General features: G+C 41.6%; 14 protein-coding genes. 4 read left to right on the top strand and 10 right to left on the bottom strand.

The window, feature by feature from the left end:
• Window positions 1-940 precede the first annotated feature (940 nt).
• Window positions 941-1,675, top strand: a complete 735-nt coding sequence (locus tag FJ709_RS11985) for a hypothetical protein (RefSeq protein WP_226410289.1) — start codon at window positions 941-943, stop codon at window positions 1,673-1,675.
• Window positions 1,676-2,262: 587 nt separating this feature from the next.
• On the opposite strand, the gene FJ709_RS11980 is transcribed toward FJ709_RS11985, so the two are convergent.
• From FJ709_RS11980 to FJ709_RS11945, 8 genes are all read right to left on the bottom strand, one after another.
• Window positions 2,263-2,781 (bottom strand): hypothetical protein, encoded by a 519-nt coding sequence (locus tag FJ709_RS11980; protein WP_226410288.1) that lies wholly within the window; start codon window positions 2,779-2,781, stop codon window positions 2,263-2,265.
• A gap of 25 nt (window positions 2,782-2,806) precedes the next feature.
• The gene (locus FJ709_RS11975) at window positions 2,807-3,505 is read right to left on the bottom strand and encodes a HupE/UreJ family protein (protein ID WP_226410287.1); all 699 of its coding nucleotides are present in this window, start codon (window positions 3,503-3,505) and stop codon (window positions 2,807-2,809) included.
• Window positions 3,495-6,638 carry an efflux RND transporter permease subunit gene (locus FJ709_RS11970; protein ID WP_226410286.1) on the bottom strand — a complete coding sequence of 1,048 codons (3,144 nt, stop codon included), beginning with the start codon at window positions 6,636-6,638 and terminating at the stop codon, window positions 3,495-3,497. Before FJ709_RS11970 ends, FJ709_RS11975 begins: the two co-directional genes overlap by 11 nt.
• Before the next feature lie 9 nt (window positions 6,639-6,647).
• Window positions 6,648-7,886: an efflux RND transporter periplasmic adaptor subunit gene (locus FJ709_RS11965; protein WP_226410285.1), complete on the bottom strand. Its 1,239-nt coding sequence runs from the start codon at window positions 7,884-7,886 to the stop codon at window positions 6,648-6,650.
• Between the two features lie 7 nt (window positions 7,887-7,893).
• Window positions 7,894-9,180 (bottom strand): TolC family protein, encoded by a 1,287-nt coding sequence (locus FJ709_RS11960; RefSeq protein WP_226410284.1) that lies wholly within the window; start codon window positions 9,178-9,180, stop codon window positions 7,894-7,896.
• A gap of 13 nt (window positions 9,181-9,193) precedes the next feature.
• Entirely contained in the window at window positions 9,194-10,174 is a 981-nt protein-coding gene (locus FJ709_RS11955) for a M56 family metallopeptidase (RefSeq protein ID WP_226410283.1), read from the bottom strand.
• A 1-nt stretch (window position 10,175) separates the two neighbouring features.
• Window positions 10,176-10,559, bottom strand: coding sequence for a BlaI/MecI/CopY family transcriptional regulator (locus tag FJ709_RS11950; RefSeq protein WP_226410282.1), 384 nt, complete (start codon window positions 10,557-10,559; stop codon window positions 10,176-10,178).
• 746 nt (window positions 10,560-11,305) lie between these two features.
• Complete coding sequence (locus FJ709_RS11945) at window positions 11,306-12,400, bottom strand: GNAT family N-acetyltransferase/peptidase C39 family protein (RefSeq protein WP_226410281.1); 1,095 nt, start codon at window positions 12,398-12,400, stop codon at window positions 11,306-11,308.
• A gap of 74 nt (window positions 12,401-12,474) precedes the next feature.
• Here FJ709_RS11945 and FJ709_RS11940 point away from each other — a divergent pair, with 74 nt between their 5' ends.
• Window positions 12,475-13,926: a RimK family protein gene (locus tag FJ709_RS11940; RefSeq protein WP_226410280.1), complete on the top strand. Its 1,452-nt coding sequence runs from the start codon at window positions 12,475-12,477 to the stop codon at window positions 13,924-13,926.
• A gap of 90 nt (window positions 13,927-14,016) precedes the next feature.
• On the opposite strand, the gene dgcS is transcribed toward FJ709_RS11940, so the two are convergent.
• Complete coding sequence (gene dgcS / locus FJ709_RS11935) at window positions 14,017-14,904, bottom strand: diguanylate cyclase DgcS (protein ID WP_226410279.1); 888 nt, start codon at window positions 14,902-14,904, stop codon at window positions 14,017-14,019.
• 159 nt (window positions 14,905-15,063) lie between these two features.
• On the opposite strand from dgcS, the gene FJ709_RS11930 reads away from it, so the two are divergent.
• Both FJ709_RS11930 and ompW read left to right on the top strand, forming a co-directional pair.
• Window positions 15,064-17,016 (top strand): monovalent cation:proton antiporter-2 (CPA2) family protein, encoded by a 1,953-nt coding sequence (locus FJ709_RS11930; RefSeq protein ID WP_226410278.1) that lies wholly within the window; start codon window positions 15,064-15,066, stop codon window positions 17,014-17,016.
• Between the two features lie 248 nt (window positions 17,017-17,264).
• Entirely contained in the window at window positions 17,265-17,912 is a 648-nt protein-coding gene (ompW, locus tag FJ709_RS11925; RefSeq protein WP_226410277.1) for an outer membrane protein OmpW, read from the top strand.
• 67 nt (window positions 17,913-17,979) lie between these two features.
• Here the strand turns inward: ompW and FJ709_RS11920 are convergent, their stop codons facing one another.
• A complete protein-coding gene (locus FJ709_RS11920) occupies window positions 17,980-18,729 on the bottom strand; it encodes an SDR family NAD(P)-dependent oxidoreductase (protein ID WP_226410276.1) in 750 nt (249 codons plus the stop codon).
• Window positions 18,730-18,808 lie beyond the last annotated feature (79 nt).

Genomic DNA, 18,808 nt, shown 5'->3' with positions numbered 1-18,808 from the left:
TTTGAAATGTCAGATGTGCTAATCGAAATTAGAATAATAAAGAGTGATGTCGTTATTTCAAATTATGAGTGGCTTGGCTTCCTGCCATAAGCGCTATTTAGCCCAAGCAGGGCAGCAAGGGATCAGTTTGTTTTAATTGTGAGTTTGGCTAGCCCAACAGTTCATGTGGACTTATTTCCTGCTGCATGCCTATGTTCAGGATGAACGGAATGTCGTGATCACATAAATGTGAAAGAGCGACCTTTATTGCAAATGATCCAGCGAGACGCCAATTCTTGATTTTTAAATCAGCTTCCATGTGGGCTTAACCAAAACAGTGTTTTGGATACTCGCTGGCTCATCTGCACCTGAATTATTGCCTCTTCGATTTAACCTCATTTTTGGACAACAATGAGCTGGCTGAAACTCTATCTTCAGGCTTACCATGACATTTGCTCACCGACACGCGCAAGTATATCCCTATAGCTCGGCCGACCCATCCATGGGACGGACGGTCGTCTCGCAAATACTCATGGTTAGCCTTTACAGTATTTGAGTAGCCTGCCGGATTTGGCAAAATTAACAGTCGAGACCGTATTGGCATATTTAACCTTGCATTTGGACAAAAGCGGGTTGGAAGGTTCATTTTATAAAAGTTTACCCTGATCCGACAAATTTTGATGTTCTTGTTCATCAGCTCGGGAATTTGCTAGCGGCTTCCTATAGACCGATTCTCGCAGATAAGCCCTTGCCATTCGCTAGTAGTTAACGTTTAATAACAGCATGTTATTGATCGGTGGTCTTCCTACAGAGGACTTTCACCTCATTAGTTTATGCCCATGCTGGGCGTATACAAGTGCATGTTGTCGGACTGGTTTTCCGCTGTGCTCCAAACCAACCGCAAATACAGGCGTAATGCGTCTATGTGATAATTGAGCAATGTAACAAGGAATAAACTTTAGTGAAGAAAATAATACAAGGGTCGTTACTGTTATATGCAGCTGTTGTTTGTATCTTTCTGTTTGTTTACTCAAGCTATTTTGGAAACGTTTTAAGTGAAGATCATGAACGGTGGAGTCAGTTTTTTTCTATGTTGGCTGGTATAGGAGCATTAGTATCTCCTCTAGTTGCTGTTACAACAATTTGGTTTTTATACCACCAACATACAGATTCATTAGGATTACAAAAGAAAACTACATTAAAGTCTGAGGCGTTAGCAGAATTTAGAGCTTGCTCTGATTTTATAATTAGTCTTATCATTGAGCCAATATATGCTCATCATATTGCAGAAAATGTCACCAAACGCCTCCATGATCAAGGTATTGGTTTTCAATGCAATCTTTCCAAGGAAACAGGTGATATAGGTATTCAGCTTTCTCAAGATAAAATAATTACTATTGCTAACCTAGCAAAGTTTGGCCATTGGATTATTTTTGCTGAAGCAATGAAAAATGAATACAACGTTGACCTATTTCTTAATAAAGGCATTTTGGATTCAGATTTTGTAGCTCGTGTAGAAACGCTTGCAAAGCAGATTGAGTATTTGGTTTTTCTTGCTGGTGAATGCAAAGATATTGATGTTTCTAATAATAGTCTGAAGTATAGGCTTTCTAGGGTAAACCAAATGATGGAAATATTAATTAAAAATAATTATTTGGATCCAAAAATCAGAGTTGTGTTCACAAGCTATTTCTAGTTAATTGCTAATAACGACGAATTAATAACGACGAAATTAGTGGAGGGCAGGGTAAACATTTTAGGGTAGTCAATAGACGCATGTTATTGAATGGCTTTATCTTCCCTAAATGGTGAGCTCGATGATTGTGCTCGAGGTTACCCAACTTTATCCTTAAGTTTTGATGCTTTAATCTACTTTATAGCAGGCTTATCTGTACCGGTAATTTTGTTTCTTCGATTTAACTTCATTTATGACCGTGGGAAAAGGCTATACAAGAGCAGGATAAAAGCTTAACTATTTCATATTTGGAGTTTTACGAGTTACATCCACTTAGGCGCTTCATACTGACAAATATATGGCCAGTTTTACTAATCCACTTCAGTTTACCATGATGCTGGAAGTTGATTCACTTTGTAATCCAAATCCTTAAAAGTCATTTTTTGTATCGAGATGATAATACAGACAGCTGTCTTTTAATGCATATTACTATGCCTTGAATGATCCATTCTTTTAATTTGTCTAAATGATGTACAAAAGAGTAACTACTTATGACAGTGCTAAATATTACGACGAGTAAAAATAATACTCTCATCAATAACTCCCTATTATTTTAAACCGATCACTTTGTATTGGCCTTTTACTAATAGCTTTACCGTTACTGCTTGTGTAGACGTGTTTTTCCAATACCATCCGTGTGAACCAGCAAAAGGGGCCGTAAAACTGCCTTTCATTTCAGCTGATGTCGCAATGACGTAACTTTCGTAATAGCCGCTTGTATCACCTTCTGGTTCACCATGCAGATCAAAAAATAAAGGACCTCTATCAGTGATCCATTCGTAGGTCATTTTTTCAAATTGTTGCATGTCGAATTTATACTCAACGCCACGACCCGCAGGCACAATAACCTCAATCATTTGAAACTCATCTGACCCAGCAACAGCGCTCTTTGGTACTTCGGTTTTCGCGGTTTGTGCTAACACAGTGACACCTATCTTGTGTCCAATACCTGTCGGATCTATGTTGTATTCCGCAGGTAAAATGAGTGTCACTAACACAATGCTGGCTAGGATAATCGCAGATAAGGTGGCTTTAATTAATGTATTGCTGCTGACGGTATGTTGCATAGTATTCTCATTGTCATAATCATTGTTATAAGTTGATGAAGTAGCCAGTCAGTTGATAACCCATCAACATGACACCGGCACTCATTAATAAGGTATTGGTCAAGGTGGAAAAACGCTGAAAAGAAGGCCACTTTCGCCATGTATTAATGGCAATTAAGATAACCACTAACGCAGCAAACTGACCGAGTTCAACACCAATATTAAAAGCCAGCAGATTAGTAAAAAGGCCCTCGCTGGGTAAATTAAACTCTTGTAACTTTGTCGCCAAACCTAAACCGTGGAACAGCCCAAAAATCAATACCGCCCACTGGGTATTAGGCTGCCAATTAAAGCAGCGTTTAAACCCACCTAAGTTATCAAAGCCTTTGTATACTACAGATAAACCAATAATCGCATCAATAAGATAAGCATTAACTTGCACATTGCCGAGCACACCCAGTAATAAGGTAGTGCTATGACCAATGGTGAACATGGTGACATACAAGAGAACATCGCGACGTCTATGTAAGAAAAACACCACGCCGACTAGAAATAATAAATGGTCATAACCCGTTATCATATGCTTTGCACCGATATAAATAAAAGGTACAAACTGCACGCCACTATTTTGCTCTAGAAAAGCTCGGGTATTGTCATCGACCCCGTGGGCAAAAACTTCGATACAGATAAAAGTAGAGCCAATAAGGATGAAGAGCAAACAATAATTTGAGAGTTTATTTAGCATTGAATGGCCCCACTGTGTCCGACTCAGTCAAGATAGCGTCCTGATCTTTATGTAAAATTCGATACAGTGCCGGAATGACAAATAACGTCAGTAAAGTGGATGAAATAATGCCACCAATAACCACCATAGCTAAAGGGCGTTGTACTTCTGATCCCATACCACTATTAAATGCCATGGGAATAAACCCTAATGATGCGACAAACGCGGTAGTGATAACGGGGCGAAGTCGGGTTACTGCGCCGTCGAAAATAGCTTGATTTAAACCCATTCCATCTTGTCGTAAGTCACGTATGAACGATACCATTACCAAACCGTTCAAAATGGCGATACCTGACAGCGCAATAAAGCCAACTGCGGCCGATATAGAAAAAGGAATACCACTCAACATTAATGCTGCGACCCCTCCCGTTAAAGCTAAAGGCACCCCAGTAAAAATAATTAATGCATCTTTTAAGGAGTTCAAGGCTAATACGAGTAAGCCAATAATCATTAGCAGTGTCACTGGCACAACAACACTTAGCCGTTGTGAAGCTGACTGCAACTTCTGGTAAGTGCCACCATATTCAATCCAGTAACCTGCCGGAATATCCACATTAGTACTAACTGCTTGTTGAATATCTTGCACAAAACTCCCTAAATCTCGTCCTCTGACATTGGCGGTTACCACTATTCTGCGTTTGCCATTTTCACGATTTATTTGGTTAGCGCCGTTAATAAGCGCTAATGTAGCCAGTTCTTGTAATGGCACTGAACGACCATTTTCCAAATGTATAGGCAAATACGATAACGCTTTGACATCGTTCCGCCGCGTTTCATCTAATCTTACAACGATATCTGAACGCCTATCGCCTTGGTAAAACTTACCCGCAACTGTTCCACCAAGAGCGGTAGCTATTTGACTTTGTAATTCAGCCTTACTGATACGGTATTGCATGATTCTGTCAGCATTAGGCGTAATAGATAGCAGCGGTAAACCGGTTGTCTGCTCGACTTGGACATCGGCAATGCCCTCAACTTGACTAATAGCTGACTCGATTTCATTGCCTAAAGCGGTCAGTGTTTCAAAATCATCACCAAACACCTTAATCGCTAATTCAGCCCTAACACCTGCCAGTAACTCATTAAAACGCATCTGAATAGGTTGTAAAAACTCATAACGGTTGCCCGGAATGGGCTCAACCAAAGCGGCTAACTCTTCAACGATCTGTTCCTTCGACTTATTAGGATTAGGCCATTGCTCTCGCGGTTTTAGAATAATAAAGTTATCCGCCACGCTAGGCGGTACGGCATCAGTTGCCACATCTGCGGTACCAATTTTGGCAAAGACTCTTTCTACCTCTGGCATTTGCTTTATTTTTTCTTCGAGCACTTCTTGCAATGCAATAGCCTGACTTAACGATGTGCCTGGAATACGCAGGGCATGCATCGCGATATCACCCTCATCTAAATTTGGCACAAACTCACTGCCTAAGCGTGTTGCCTGATGGCCAAAAACCACTACCAGTAACATTGCCATTATCACCACAAGCCAACGCGCTTTAAGCACAACATTAAGCGCTGGGCGGTATAAATAAGCCGCGCCACGAATGATGGGACTGTGTTTCTCTTTAACCGGCTTTTTAAATAGCAAGGCAATCATTGCAGGAACAAAAGTCACCGACAGCAACATTGAGCTTAAAAGCGCGATAACCACAGTAATAGCCATTGGGTGGAACATTTTCCCCTCAACACCTTCAAGGGCAAAAATAGGCAAGTACACTGCGGTAATGATAAACACACCAAATAAGGCTGGCCGGATCACTTCACGCGTTGCGGAGAAAACCAATTCTAAGCGCACCTTTAATGGTAATGGCTCGTTCCCAGCTTGGCTAAGTCGACGTAAACAATTCTCAACAATGATTATGGCGCCATCGACTAATAATCCAAAATCAAGTGCCCCTAAACTCATTAGATTGGCACTCACGCCAACTTGCACCATACCTGTAACTGTCATTAACATGGCAAATGGAATAACCAATGCCGTTAAAAAAGCCGCTCTGAAATTGCCCAATAAAACAAATAACACCACCACAACGAGAATAGCGCCTTCGGTGAGATTTTTTTGCACTGTACTCAGGGTTTGATCAACCAGTTTTGTGCGGTCATATACAGCGGTTGCTATCATTCCCTCTGGCAAACTGGCATTAATTTCTTTTAACTTCTCTCCAACGGCGTGAGCAACTGTACGGCTATTTTCACCAATAAGCATAAACACTGTGCTCATTACCACTTCACGGCCATTTTGAGTGGCGGCGCCAGTACGCAGCCCTTTTCCATCACCGATACTTGCTACATCTTTTATGCGTACTGATGAGCCATCAATACTTTTGAGTGGAATGTCGCCAATGTCCTGTACATCTTCGACCTGCCCGGGTACCCGGATTAACCACTGCGCCCCATTCTGCTCAATAAAACCAGCACCTTGGTTTTGGTTATTTTGAGCAATTGCCGCTACCACATCGGCTTGACTGACGCCAAACGCCAGTAGTTTTTCGGGTTGGAATGCCACCAAAATTTCGCGCTCAAATCCTCCGATGGGATTAACCTCAACCACACCAGGAACGCGCATTAATTGTGGTCGAATAGTCCAGTCGTGAACCGTTCGTAAATCAGTAGGCGTAATAGCAGAGCCGTCAGCATGTGTTGCATCAGGTAAAGCGTCTACGGTGAACATAAATATTTCACCCAAACCGGTAGCGATAGGGCCCAGTTCGGGTTCTAAACCTGTCGGTAATTCAGAGCGCGCTGCTGATAAGCGTTCGTTGACTAATTGCCTTGCAAAATAGACATCAGTATTATCATCAAATACCGCCACTACTTGCGATAAACCATAACGCGAAACTGAGCGGGTATAAGTTAGTCCAGGTAATCCAGCAAGCGCATTCTCTAATGGGAAAGTCACTCGTTGTTCAATTTCTAATGGCGTATAACCTAATGCTTCCGTATTGATCATGACCTGTACATTGGTGATGTCAGGCACTGCATCAATAGGCAGTTTAGTGAAATTCCAAGCACCTAAGCCTGCGACAATAAGCACTAAGACTAAAACGAGCAAATTGCGCTTTATCGAAAAGCGTAAAATGGATTCCAACATGTCGCTCTCCTAGTGATCGTGCGATGCGCCTGACTTTTCAATGTCGGCCTTGATAATGTAACTATTTTCAGTGACATAGGTTGTACCCACTTCGATACCGCCCAGCACTTCAATCCACTGACTGTCTTCGCTACCCAACTCAAGCATTCTCACTTCGTATTGATCGCCCACCTTTGCGTAAACGACGGTAAAATCCCTGAATCCTTGTAAACCCACTTTTTTAACCGCCACGGCAACATTGATTGTTGCGACCTCGATATCTGCATTGACGAAACCACCTTCCGCCAGTGAATGGTTAGTATTAGGTAATGTGACCCAAACAAGTTTTGCCTGGTCATCACGAACTCTTTGTTCAATAAATTCGACTTTGCCGATCAGCAGATGCTCATCACCTTCGACCTTAATGGTTACAGGTGTCCCTATTTCAACCTTGGTATAGTCTTGTGGGTATATCGCCAGTTTTGCCACATAATGAGCCGTATTGGTTAACCTTAGTAGTACTTTTCCGCCTGTTGGTTCACCAGTATTGGCATATTGCTCACTAATAATGCCGTCAGAAGGCGACGTTATTTGATAGGGTTTAAGACTTTCGTTGCTTTCCACCGTCATCAACACTTGCCCTTGCTTTACAACATCGCCCTGTTGAACAAATAAGGTTTTTATAACGCCATCAAATCTTGCCGCTATGTTATGGCTCGCGTTAGCAGGAAGCGATAAACGCCCATATGCTGGAATAGTTTGATGGAGGGTTACAGGTCCTACTACCTCTGTTTCAATTTCCATGGCATTGGCGACATCAGGCGCTATTTGAGTACGTCCTTCAATGTTATCGTATTCCCAGCGGTGGGTTTTACCCTGATACTTAGCCATGATCGTAACCACAAATGAATGCGGCTCATAAATTTCCAGGTCACCACGAAGAAAGTCTCCTTGAACACGAAATTTAATGTCATCAACAACATTACCCAGCCTGGTTAGCTGCACACTTAAGTCAACTTTGTCAGGGGATACTGGCATACCAATATCCGTGATCCACACTCTAAATTCAGGAGGAATGCCGGTTTCAAAAATCGCGAGTTCAACTGCAATATCGCCATCTCGTAACATACGGCCTCTATTGGGGCCTTTTTCTGGCTCAGCTTGTTCAACCTCAGGATCAGATGATGCAAACACAGGCAATGGGGCCGTAAAACCTGTAAACAGAAATACCGCGACAGTCAATAATGTCAAAATCTTATCATTTTTCATAAAGGTCTCACTGAGATATAGATGCGCCGGTTAGGCGTTGAATTTCAATATGCTGTAAATGCAAACTCTCGTAAGTATTTAACAATTCCGATTGCGCATTAAGTAACTCTCGGCGTATATCACTCCACTGGCTGTAACTGAGTTGGCCAACATTAAATGCTATAACGGCCTCTTTAAGGGTTATGTCGAGTGTCGGAATAATATCCTGTTGAAATGTATCAATAACGTGTCGTGCATGGGCCATCTCTTGAAGTAGCACATAAAGCTGCGAATCAAGCTGTTGCATAAGTGACGCTTGTTCAAAAGCAAGTACATCTTGCTTCGCCTTTAATGTTGCTATTTTGCCTGCATTTCGATTGTCAGTTCCCAGTGGTATAGACACCCCTGCGACTAATCCAAAATCATCCGTTGCTTCATAACGTCTTAATCCAGCAGTAAACTGCCATTGTGACTTAGCCTCAATACGCGCTAATTCTAGTTGCGATTGTGCAATACGTGTTGCGGTAACAAACTGAAGAATATGGGGACTTTGTTTAAGCTTATCTAACTCATATTCCAAGTTAGACAACTTAGGTAACGCCAGTAAATCACCATTGACTCGAAAAGTGCTACCTGCTTGCCCCCAAAGCGAAGACAGTTGGTATTGGCTGGCTTTTAAGTCGTGAACTGTGTCTTCCACCGCTAATGCCATTCGTACAATCTCAACCTCAGCCATACGAACATCAATATTAGACCCTTTACCCGCGTTAACTCGCTCTGATAGGGCTTTCAACACTTCCTTAGCCTGAAGCGTTGCCATTTGGTTAAGCTTTAAACGCTCTTGCTTTACTAAAATCTGGATAAATTGTTTGGCAGTAGTTGCAGCCAAATCGAATGATACAATTTGTTGCTCAACGGCTAGCTGTTCTATTTCTGTTTTCGCGGTATTAACGCGACCGTTTATTTGTTCTTGTTGCAACAACCAAGAAAACGTCAATGTGGTTTGCATATTACTCAATGCACTGTGCTGACCCACCCCTAACGCGTCCTCAACAGTCAGGTTTATTTGTGAAGGTTCACCTATTGCGGCTTGCTGTACCTGACCTTGTTGCATATCATTTCGAAGTAAAAAGGCTTTTAGCTCAGGATGATTAGCAAGCGTCATGCTAACGGCATCATTCAAGTAAATAGCCGACTCGAATTCCTTAACCTCTTTTGCCGTAACAGAAAAAGCCATGATAAATGTAAACAAGCCAAACAAAAACCGATTGTCAATCGGTTTTTTAATCTTGATTGTTGCAACGAATAGATTCATTCATAGCCCTTATTTAATGGATGAAATAGGTTTCAATTAGGTGATGAATACTATCTATGGTTGATGCCGTAAATAGGGTTGCTGCTAGAAAGCATAATCCCGTCACTACTAAAGTAAGTTCAGATTTTTTGCATTGTGGTGATAACAGCTTTTGTACACGTAAGGTAATTTGATCGTGACTAAAGTGACTGATTTGGAAACTGTCACACCTTAGGGGTAAGTTACGCTGCTTCTTGGCAACGCTAATCAGTGTTTGTGCTACATCGAGGTTATCGTGATAACGCGTAACAACCGAGTCTGCCAACTGCTCGGTCAGCAATGTAAAATGCTGTTGCAAAATACGGCGGGTTGGTTTTGGATAAAGCTGGCAAAAAAAAGAGAATACGCTTTTGAATAAGGGATCTCGTGCCCGCACATGGGCTAATTCATGTTGGATAATGATATCCAAAGCCGAAGGTTTAAGGTGTTGTAATAAACCAGTGGTCAAATAGACCTTTGGCTTGAAAAAACCAATAGTAAAAGCGGCTGGGGTAGTGAGTGAAATCGAATAAATTGTATCATCGCCATTACGATTGATAGGCTGCACCTCTGATAATGAAAAAAGACTGTCCATCGCCCTCGAATGTCGTCGGATTTGAGTCAATGCGGTACTCACTAGCAATGTTAAAATGACCGCTGCAATAATCAAAGTAAACCCATGCCAGCTGGTAAATATGAACAAATCAATATGATGCCAATGAGCTATATTTTCTATCCAAATGACTATGCTTGCAGTATTTTGACGTGGAAAAAAAATTACTACGCAACATAAAGCAATCCACCAAGGCGCTGTTGCTAACAACCATAATGTACGTTTTTGCGCAGTAAAGTTAACTAAACCTAGTCTGTTCTTAACCAAAGGGATAATGGCAGATATTAGCATTGTCACTAAAACGAAAGCCGTTATAGCAACACTGGATAAATTCAATAAAATAGCGATATTACCTGTGAGCATCTTACGATTGCCTACTACGTAACTGACGTTGTTGTTCGATGAGTTTTTCCAATGCTTCAAATTGAGCATCATCAAGATTGGATGATGAAGAAGCAAAAGCCGCAATAAGACTGTGCTCACCGTCCCCGATAAAGTCAGCGGTAACATCAGTAATTAACGTTGCTATAAGTGATTCACGATCAACTTTTGCACAATATAAATGTGCATGTCCCTGCTTCGTTCGACTTAATAAGCCTTTTTTGAATAACCGATCTAAAGTACTTTGAATCGTATTTAGCGAGTTTCCCCGCACTATGCCCACAGCAGCATGAACACGCTTTGCATCTGCTTCTTTCTCAGACCAAAGGAATTGAAGTACTAACTTTTCGAGTTCGCCTAATTGCATTACATAATTCTCTTAACAATGTACCCAAGCAGTATGCCAAACTAAAAACCTATCGGCAATCGGTTTTTAGGGTTGATGGCAAAAAGAGAATTTATCACCAGGATAATGACAAAATACCTCATCGCGGCGGCAATCATACTTGTCGCATCAGAAATCGCTAAACTAAGCGACAAATTAGCGGCAATAGTGCTATCCCTATGTGACTATCATGGCAATGATTTGGCTTTATCTGAAAAATGAATCAAATAAAAAATTGCAAATCTTGCCTAGCATACCTTCTGGTACCTAATACCAACATTGCCAGTTCTTGTTGTTTTCGTGGTTACTTAAATATTTTGGTATTGATTTACTAGCATGAATTTTATATTAACATTTTAAGTCAATTGCTTACACTGTGTTTATCATCGAATATATTTATGCATTTGGTCAGAGCTAGTAACACACTTTGCGGAAAAAACTAGCTATATAGCTAGTTTAAGTGGTCTAGTTCAAACTCTGAAAAGCCTATTTACACAAGATGGGTCTTAGCAGTTTACTGAAGAAGTTAAAGGCTGGGTCAATCCCTATGGTGAAATTTTAGCAACTGTTATTAAATTCAATAGGGAAAATGTAGCGGGGCGGCTGAGCTAATGATTTTGTAACAGTGAGCAGAGAACTGCGGTAGCTTTACTCTTGGTTTGGTGTGGCGAATCGTCACGACATTATTGGCAGCATTCCATAAGTACAAAACTAAAAAAGCTTAAACATTAAGCCTGAGATGACTTTACCACCAAACACGAAACCTGTTTTTGTCTTCCATATTGCATTACCTGCGCCAACTCAGATTGGCTTATCGGCACATAAGCGGCATTTATCGCATCTTTTTGAGCGACAACATATGGGTCGTGAATAAACATAAACTGCTCGTTATAACCGCTTAGAATGACCCAGTGCGGGCCTTTTTCGCCATTAAAGCGGTAAGTGCTGATCATCAGTAAGACCGCATAGCCGTTATCTATCCAGTCTCGAAGCTGAGCCAAACTTGGCGATGCATTGTGCATTTGAATGCCTTGGCTGGTCAGTTGCTGGCAAAATTCATTGTGCACTAGGGTTATCACTTCTTTTTTATTGCTGTCACGTACGCTGTCAATAAAAGGCACTGAAGTGGATTGGCTGTAAACCTCAAGCTGTAACCCGCGTTTTACCCCTGCTAAAGCCAAACCATGCACACTGCAACCCCCATGTCCGCTGGTCATAAAAATAGTGGTGGCTTCACGCCAAATGCTTAACTCATCAATGCGGCTAGGTTGGTAACGCTGATTTACGGCGCTCATTGCCATCATTAGGCAGGCGGCACCACAGGTAAAAGGAGTGGTTTGCACGTACAAAGGCATCTTGATGACTTTACTTGGCCCTGGTGGGTCTAAGCGTTTGTGCATGCGCACGCCGTCGGCCAAATCATCGTAATAATGCACTAAGGTTTTTAGTACCTTATAACCCATTTTTAAATAAAGATTTTTGGCGGCGATATTGTCGTTTCTTACTTCTAGGCGTAATGTAATGAAGCCACGTTCGACCACCGTTTGCTCGCAGCGGGTAACAAGTTCAAAGGCAATGTTACGGCCTCTAAATTCAGCCGCTACGGCAATTGAATACAGCCTGGCTAGGCGAGTACCACGATGAAAAAGCACCAATGCATAAGCGGCGATGATACCGTCGATTTCGGCGACTAATAAGCAGTCTAATGGTGAATTAATAAAGCGTTTCATTTGTCGAGAACTGATTTTGTCGCCACTAAACGCATTCGTTTCAAGGGTATTGAGTTGGGGGAGGTCGCTTAGAATAGCTTGACGCAGCAGCATGAATAGGCTCGGATTGGTAAACACGATAGTGACTTAATTTACGCGCTAAACCACACAAGAGGCAATAGATATTTATGGCTCAGTTTTTAATTGTTACCGATGACGCAAGTGATTGGCGTCCTTATCTTCCAAGTGACAACATGGTCACTGTTCACGATTATTTAAATATGGGCGCCTACTCAGATAAAGGTGCTATGCAAGTGATTAACTTGTGCCGTAGTTATGATTATTTAAGCACCGGATATTATTGTTCGTTAATGGCTGAAGCGCGTGGGCACCGAGTTATACCTCGGGTTATGACCATTAATGATTTGTCCCAAGACCGATTTTTTAGCCTGCCTCAGTCCGGATTAGATAAATTAGCCGCTACCGTTAATGATATCTCGATGAAAATCTTTTTCGGTTATTGTGACAACCCTGCATTAGAAAAAATCGCCCGTAAAATTTTTGAACGATTCACGGTACCTATCCTAGAAGTGCGCTTATCTAAACAGTCAGATAAATGGCAAGTGGATACTATTGAACCTGCGGCCTTTCAAAACTTAACTGACGTTGAACAGGATTTGTTTGCTAAGTACTTAGAAGTGTTTTCGCAAAAGGTATGGAAGTTACCTAAAGCGGCTAAGCGCTATCGCTATGAAATTGCCATGTTGGTGGATGAAGACGAAAAAATGCCTCCATCAGATAAGGCTGCGCTTAAATTATTTACTAAATCAGCCAACCGTATCGGTATGGATTTAGTGCAAATTGGCTCCCGCGATTTAGCTCGGCTGAGTGAGTTTGATGGTTTATTCATTCGCTCAACCACTAATATTAGTAACTTCACTTACCGATTTGCCAAAGCGGCAGAGCAGTTAGGGTTAGTGGTAATGGACGACCCTGAATCCATTATGAAATGTACTAACAAGGTGTTTTTAACTGAGCTATTGAATCGACATAAAGTGCCGGTTCCTAAAAGTTTAATCTTTAAAAAGTCTGATGAAAACTGGGTCGATAATGTTATTGAAACCATAGGTTTGCCCGCGGTGCTTAAAGTGCCTGATGGGGCTTTTTCGCTTGGAGTACTAAAAGTTAAAGACAGAGAAACCTTGATTGAACAAGCGAATAAAATTTTTGAACACAGTGCGCTTATTTTAGCCCAAGCCTTTATGCCAACAGATTATGACTGGCGTATTGGCATGTTAAATCGTCAGCCTATTTATGCTTGTCGCTATTTTATGAGTCGCGGTCACTGGCAAATTTATCAACATCATCAAAGCGGCCGTGTGAGCAGTGGTGACTTTGATTGTGTAGACTTAAAGATGGTGCCGCAGCAGGTGATTGATGCGGCCAGTAAGGCGGCTAATTTAATTGGTGCAGGTTTATACGGTGTCGATTTAAAAGAAATTGACGGTAAAGCATTTGTGATTGAAGTTAACGATAATCCGAGCATTGATCATGGGGTAGAGGATTTGTTTTTGGGGGATTTAGTTTACGATAGAGTAATGACAGAATTTTTAAGGCGTATTCAGCTTAGAGGGTTGTAATACCGATACCAAAGTCAATATGTGACTGATAATCTCAACAATGACCACAGAGGAGTAAGGCTGTGGTCATTGTGATGATTTTTATGCTAGCTATTGCGTGTCAGCACAAATTCTAAAACAGTTTCTACCGGCCGCTTTTGCACTGTACATGGCTTTATCGGCGCGCTCATAAAGTGTTGTCAAATCTTCTTTAGCACGCGATTGAGCTATACCTAAGCTACACTTAACATTATATTCCATTAACTCTGGGTGCAGAGGTAAGTTATCAATAATGCGTTGGCATACTAAGCTTGCAGCGGGTGATCCACCTTCGGTGATAACGACAAATTCATCGCCACCAATGCGAAATGCCTGATCGGTATCTCGTATGGCATCATTAATTAGTGCGGCAAAGCCTGTGAGTACCTTATCGCCAACAGTATGACCAAATTGGTCATTAAGTTGTTTAAATTTATCTAAATCTAATACGATTAACGACACATGGCCTTGTTTACGCTGCGCTCTGGCAATGCTTTTATGCATCGATTTTCTAAAGTAATAACGATTACCAAGTCCTGTTAATGCATCAAACATAGCCTGGTTAGATACCTGTTGATACTTAAGTGCATTACTAAATGGCTGCAGAGTTAATGCTTCAATATGGTTAAGTAGTTTCATCTGTATTGGGCTGAGCGGCACAGAAAGATAGTAATGTATCTTTAGCGTGTCAGATTCAGTTTTGATATGACGCACTAACTCAATACCATTGTGACGTCCCCAGGTAAACTTTTGATCTGCAGTGAACAGTTGCAGGGCTTTTATCGGCAAATGTTGACCGACAATTTTGCCATAACAGGCAAATACTGTCCGAGGATCTAAACTTGCATGTAATTGCTGGATGACTTGGACTAGATCAAGTTCAGGCTCCATTCGTAGATAGGTGTTTGACCTATACCCATATTCTTCTGGGAAAAGTTCGGTTGCAATAGCAAAGTCCATAGGGTTACTCCAAAACGTTACACTGTGATACAGGTATTAAGCAAGTTGTATGCCTAAAGTGATTTTCCTATGTTTTTTAAGTGTTTGTAATTTAGTTGTCATTCTGATAAACAAGATGTAACGCTTTTCGACAGTTTCTTGACAAGGAGTTTTTTGCCTATGGAAAACAATATGTTTATTCATATTTTGTTCATGCTAGTCATCGCCATTGCGACGATTGCTATTTTAGGGCGTGTAGGACTGCCAGCTATTCTTGCTTATCTTTTGACGGGTGTGATCAGCGGACCTAGTGGTTTTCACTGGTTTACTCAACATGAAATGCATTATGTTGCCGAGCTTGGCGTGGTGCTGCTGATGTTTACCTTAGGCCTTGAGTTTTCTGTTCCGCGTTTATGGTCAATGCGCCGTACTGTATTTGGCTTAGGCAGTGCGCAAGTTATTGTCACCGCTTTTATAGCCGGTGGTGTGGCTTATCTATTAGGTCAGAATTTGGTTGCTGCTGTGGTTATTGGCTCGGCTATCGCATTATCTTCTACCGCCATTGTACTGAAACTAATGAACGAGCAAGGCTGGCTAAGACGACGCCACGGCGAGTTGTCGGTCAGTGTTTTGCTATTTCAAGATTTAGCCGTAGTACCCATGTTAATTTTATTACCCTTACTGGCAAATGATGGCAGCCAGATGAGTTTAAATAGCATTGCGTATGCTCTGCTGACCGGTATTTTGGCCTTCTTGGGATTAATGTCATTTGGTAAGTGGGTCTTGCCGCGTATTTTTGATGAAGTCGCTCGCTCACGTTCTAACGAGTTATTTGTGTTGTCGACCTTAGTTGTTGCCTTATTGACGGGGGCATTTACCCAGTGGGTAGGGTTATCGATGGCATTAGGGGCGTTTATTGCCGGTATGCTACTTGGAGAAAGCCAGTATCGTCGCCAGTTAGAAGCCGATATTCGCCCATTTAGAGATTTGCTGATGGGGCTATTTTTTATCTCAATAGGGATGATGCTGGACTTTAATTTGGTGATGCAATATTGGTGGCAAATATTGACCATCTTGATTGCCGCTGTCGCACTTAAAATAATAATCGTCTATGGCTTGTTAAAGCTGGCGGGTGAACACGCCAAAGTGGCATTAAGCACAGCCATCAGTTTGGGGCAAGTCGGTGAGTTTAGTTTTGTGTTGTTGGCCTTGGCAGTTAACTATCAGTTATTAGACACTGAAGTTAGCACCGTATTAGTTGCAGTAGCCGTTATTTCAATGTCATTCGCCCCCTGGTTAATCCGTCACAGTGTCGATATTGCCAAGAAGTTTAAGGGCGGAAAACCATCTAAAAGCATGGAGTCGCAAACCATTACTTTACCTGGCGGCGATGATGATGACTTTGTGGTGATTTTAGGCTACGGCCGTGTAGGGCAAACCATCGCACGTTTCTTAAAAACCGAAGCGATCAATTACATTGTGTTAGACCTTGATCCTATCCGTGTTACAGAGTCTCGAGCAGCGGGTGAGCCGGTTTATTTTGGCGATGCCTGTAAAATGGGCATTTTAAAGCGAATTGGGATCCGCCAGGCCAGTATGGTGGTAGTGACGTTCACCGAAGAGCGTCAAGCAGAGGAGGCGTTAGCGGTAAGTCGAAAATTAGCCCCTGATGCTAAAATACTTATCCGCACCCGAGATGATTCTAATCTAAAAGAGCTTAAAGAGGCTGGAGCAACACAGGTTATACCTGAGTCGCTTGAAGGTAGTCTGATGTTAGTGTCGCAAGTGCTCTATAAGTGCGGAGTACCTTTACCGCGTATTATTAAGCGGCTTGAATCTGAAAGACGTAATCATTATCAATACTTACATGGTTTTTTCTCCGGCACCGAAACAGATTTTACTTTGGACTTATTACATGCAGTGTCGTTAAGTACCAGCGCCAGCAGTGTCGGTAAAAAAGTCGCGGACATTCCATGGCATCAATTGGAAGTTGAGCTTCGAGCCGTGCGAAGAAAAGGCTCTGAAATTGAGCCCGCACCAGATGACTGGGTATTTCGCCGTAATGATATTTTAATGCTTGTGGGTAAACCTCGCAGTATTGAAAAAGCCGAAGAATATTTATTACAAGGATGATTTTAACTCGGACATCAAGCTTATTTATTGACGCAGCGACATGTTTATTTACATAGGAATTAAAGGTGTGTGTAGCTAATTAACTGTGATCTAAATCAAGGAAATTTATCATTTAGCTATACCCCTAAATGTGTAGCTAGAATCATTGATCTAAATCAATGATGTTAATAAATAATTCTGGCAGAGTGACGGCAAATGTTAAGGATGTAGTGTAAAGCATCTAGTTGTTACCCTAATGGAGTATGAAGATGAATAAAAAAATGGCCCTAGGTTTAGTTGCAGCAGGTTTATTATCTGCCGGTGTTTCTTCTGTAGCAGTTGCTCATCAAGCAGGGGATTTTATTTTCAGAGCGGGTGCGGTTGTGGTTGCTCCAAATGAGTCTAGCCCAGTTGTTGCTGATGTGGCTGAGTTTGGTGTTGATAACAACATGCAAATCGGTTTGAACTTTGGTTATATGCTAACTGACAACTGGGGCGTTGAATTACTAGCGGCAACACCATTTAGTCATGAAGTATCATTAGGGGCTTTAGGTAAGATTGCTGAAACTAAGCATTTACCACCAACCTTAGTAGCACAGTACTATTTTGGTGATGCTCAATCTAAATTACGTCCTTATGTTGGCGTAGGTGTTAACTTCACTAATTTCTTTGATAATGACTTTACTCAAGAAGCAAAAGATTTAGGCCTAGATAACCTGAGCTTAACCAATTCTTGGGGCTTAGCAGCACAAGTAGGTTTAGACTACAATATCAATAAAGCATGGTTAGTTAATGCTTCTATCTGGTATGCAGATATATCAACCGATGTAAACTTCACTGCTGGTGGCGCAGCGCTTTCAGTTGATACCGACATTAACCCATGGGTTTATATGGTTAGCGTTGGTTACAAGTTCTAATAACACGTAATCAAGCTGTATAAAGATAGGAGCCAAATGGCTCCTATTTTCGTTTAGCGTGATGGTGTTATTTACGCTGGTTTTTTTTCGGCTTCCAATGACGAGTATTATAAATATACTCGGGTAATAAGCGATTTAACCAAGCAACAAAACGCCAACGTTTGGTCACATATACCCGGCGTTTTCCCTTTTGCAAAGCAATCAAAATTTGTTTAGCGACTTTATCTAAAGGGGCTAATAAAAACTGATTTTGTTGCAATGCTGCTTTATCTAACAAGCCTAATTGAATGTCACTAATGGTAATAGGTAGCTTTAAACGCTGCGCATGCATGCTTAAGCCTTCAAAATAATTAGCGGCAAAGGCTTTAGACGCATGATAAGCCATGCTTGGCCCGCCTCGCTGTCCTGCTATTGAGTTAATCGCTGCCAACTGACCGTAACCTTGTTCGATCATCAATTTGAATACACAGTGGCAAATAGCGGCAAAGCCTTTTACATTCACGTCAATAATATCTTGTTCTAATTGCCAAGGAAGGGTGGCATCGTAACCATTCATGCCGGTATTGACTATCACCAAATGGGCGCCATTTTCCTGTTGCCATGCTGTGGTTATTTGCTCTATTAGCTTTGCTGGCTCGGCAATCGAAAGCGGTAAGACCTCTACTGATACTGGCAGTGTTTTAGCAAATTCGGTTAACAGCTCTGGTTGTTGCACAAATAACAACAATTTTACCTTTTGAGTAGCAAGCTGGCTGGCTAATTCTTTACTTAGCTGCGAGCTAGCACCAATAATCATAGCGGTTGCGATGGTGGTCATGGGGGTAATTGGTGCTCAATTTCCTAAAGATAGGTTTATGATAGAAATAACCTCCGTGGATAACAAGCACGAAAATTTT

The sequence above is a fragment of the Shewanella glacialimarina genome, from assembly GCF_020511155.1.
Taxonomy (GTDB): Bacteria; Pseudomonadota; Gammaproteobacteria; order Enterobacterales; family Shewanellaceae; genus Shewanella; species Shewanella glacialimarina.
Note: the sequence above shows the minus strand (reverse complement) of the source record. Positions and strands in the feature narration are given on the sequence as shown.